Source organism: Acidovorax cavernicola (genome assembly GCF_003581445.1).
In genome coordinates this window covers 1-2,131 of sequence record NZ_QXMN01000155.1, presented here as the reverse complement: position 1 = coordinate 2,131, position 2,131 = coordinate 1, and the positions used below count along the sequence as shown (strand labels likewise).

Below are 2,131 nucleotides of genomic sequence, written 5' to 3'. Positions count from 1 at the left end.
CTGATGGCCGTGGCCATCGCGGCGCTCATCGGCGTGCCCTGTGGCATCGTCTCGGCGGTGTTTCGCGGGCGCGTGGTCGACCAGTTCTTCACCGGCATCGCGATGCTGGGCGCGAGCATCCCGAGCTTCTGGATGGGCATCGTGCTGATCCAGATCTTCGCCGTCTCGTTCGGCTGGTTCCCGGTGTCGGGCTACGGTGCACCCGATGCGCCCTTTGCCGAGCGCCTGCACGCGCTGGTGCTGCCGGCCACGGTGCTGGGCCTGCTGAACTCCGCGCTCATCATCCGCTTCACCCGTGCCTCGATGCTGGACGTGCTCGGCGAGGACTACGTGCGCACCGCGCGCTCCAAGGGCCTGAGCGAGAAGGTCGTCGTTTTGAAGCACGCGCTGCGCAACGCGCTGGTGCCCATCGTCACGGTGCTGGGCCTGACGGTCGCGCTGATGATCGGCGGCGCCGTCATCACCGAGACCGTCTTCGGCCTGCCGGGTGTGGGCAACCTCGTCGTCAATGCCGTGCTGCGGCGCGACTACCCCGTCATTCAAGGGGCGCTGCTGGTGATCGCCGCGATCTACGTGCTCATCAATTTCTCGATCGACCTGCTGTACGCCGTCGTCGATCCGCGCGTGAAGGTCTGAACGATGCGCATGCCTCGAATGCTCCGCCAGCTGATGCACCGCCGCATCGTGATGGTCTCCGCCCTGGTGCTGCTGGTGATCGCCGTGCTGGCCATCGGTGCGCCGTTGTTCGCCTCGGCCGACCCCAACGACACGGCCGTGCTGCAGCGCCTGAAGGCCCCCAGCGCCGAGCACCTGCTCGGTACCGACGAACTGGGCCGCGACCTGTATTCGCGCATCGTGCACGGCGCGCGCTACTCGCTGGCCATCGCGGCGCTCACGGCCTTGGGCGCGGTCATCGCCGGTACCGTGCTGGGCCTGATGGCCGGGTTCTTCCGCCGGCTCGACGCGCCGCTGATGCGCGTGGTCGACGCGATGATGTCCTTTCCCGACATCCTGCTGGCCATTGCGCTGGTGGCGATCCTCGGGCCCTCGCTCATCAACACCGTGCTCGCGCTGGTGCTGGTCTACACGCCGCGTGTGGCGCGGGTAGTGCGGGCATCGACGCTGGTGGTGCGCGAGCTGCTGTTCGTCGAAGCCGTGCGTGCCCTGGGCGTGCGCACCTCGCGCATCCTGTGGCGCCACATCCTGCCCAACCTGATGTCGCCGATCCTGGTGCAGGTGTCGTTCATCTTCGCCTACGCGATCCTGGCCGAGGCGGGCCTGTCGTTCCTCGGTGTCGGCGTGCCGCCCGAGATCCCGACCTGGGGCACCATGGTCGCGGGCAGCCAGCAGTACGCGCACCAGGCCTTCTGGGTGGTGCTGTTCCCGGGCCTGGCGATCATCTTCACGGCGCTGTCGCTGCAACTGCTGGGTGACGGCGTGCGCGACCTGCTCGATCCGAAGCTCAAGAAGACATCGTGATGAACAACGCGAGCACCACCCCACCCACCCCGCGCCTCACGGCCACCAACCTGAGCACGAGCTTCCCCACCGAGGACGGCCTCGTGCGCTCGGTGGCCGACGTGAGCTTCTCGATCCAGCCGGGCAAGACCACCGCCCTGGTGGGCGAGTCGGGCTCGGGCAAGTCGGTCACCAGCCTCACGCTGATGCGCCTGTTGCCCAAGACCGCGAACGCGCAGGTCAGCGGCAGCGCCTCGTTTGTGACGCGAGAGGGCAAGACGCTCGATCTCTTGAAGATCGGCGAGCCCGAGATGCGCTCGCTGCGCGGCAACCAGCTGTCGATGATCTTCCAGGAGCCGATGACCAGCCTGAACCCGGTGTTCACCATCGGCGAGCAGATCGCCGAGAGCGTGCGCCTGCACAAGGGGCTGGACCGCAAGGCGGCGCTGGCCCATGCCCAGCGCATGCTGGAGCTGGTGGAGATTCCCGCTGCGGCGCAGCGCATCCACGAGTACCCGCACCAGCTCTCGGGCGGCATGCGCCAGCGCGTGATGATCGCGCTGGCGATGGCCTGCGACCCGACGCTGCTGATCGCCGACGAGCCGACCACCGCGCTGGACGTCACCATCCAGGCGCAGATCCTGGAACTCATGCGCCGGCTGCAGGCCGAGAC

At 68.0% G+C, this 2,131-nt stretch carries 3 protein-coding genes; all 3 read left to right on the top strand.

The features are described 5' to 3' along the window. On the top strand, positions 1–636 hold a 636-nt coding region (locus D3H34_RS31940), incomplete at its 5' end, for an ABC transporter permease (protein ID WP_147400557.1). A gap of 3 nt (positions 637–639) precedes the next feature. After that, positions 640–1,479: an ABC transporter permease gene (locus D3H34_RS31935; RefSeq protein WP_119558795.1), complete on the top strand. Its 840-nt coding sequence runs from the start codon at positions 640–642 to the stop codon at positions 1,477–1,479. Continuing rightward, on the top strand, positions 1,479–2,131 hold a 653-nt coding region (locus tag D3H34_RS31930), incomplete at its 3' end, for an ABC transporter ATP-binding protein (RefSeq protein WP_147400556.1). The genes D3H34_RS31935 and D3H34_RS31930, both read left to right, overlap by 1 nt.

What these genes read in the sequence shown, in the direction of transcription:
- D3H34_RS31935 (WP_119558795.1), top strand. Translation starts at nt 640, where the DNA reads ATGCGCATGCCTCGAATGCTCCGCCAGCTGATGCACCGCCGCATCGTG.